The 246-nt window shown below is 63.4% G+C and carries 1 protein-coding gene; it reads left to right on the top strand.

Annotated features, from left to right (window positions below):
* The coding region (locus R0J88_RS22545; protein WP_410901252.1) for an SIS domain-containing protein at positions 1-246 on the top strand (246 nt) is incomplete at both ends.

The raw sequence follows: 246 nt of genomic DNA, 5'->3' as shown, positions 1-246 counted from the left end.
CCGACATGCCGGTAGTGGCGGTGGCACCGAACGACGAGCTGCTCGAGAAGCTCAAGTCGAACCTGCAGGAAGTGCGCGCGCGTGGCGGCGAGCTTTACGTGTTCGCTGATGAGAACATCAGCCTTGAAGAGAGCGAAGGCGTGCGCGTGCTGCGCATGCCGCATGTCAGCGAAGTGCTGGCGCCGATTCTCTACACCCTGCCGCTGCAGCTGCTGTCCTATCACGTCGCCGTGCTCAAGGGCACCG

The sequence above is a fragment of the Pseudoalteromonas sp. SIMBA_162 genome, from assembly GCF_046535955.1.
GTDB lineage: Bacteria > Pseudomonadota > Gammaproteobacteria > Enterobacterales > Alteromonadaceae > Pseudoalteromonas > Pseudoalteromonas marina.
This window is presented reverse-complemented; position numbering and strand designations above follow the sequence as displayed.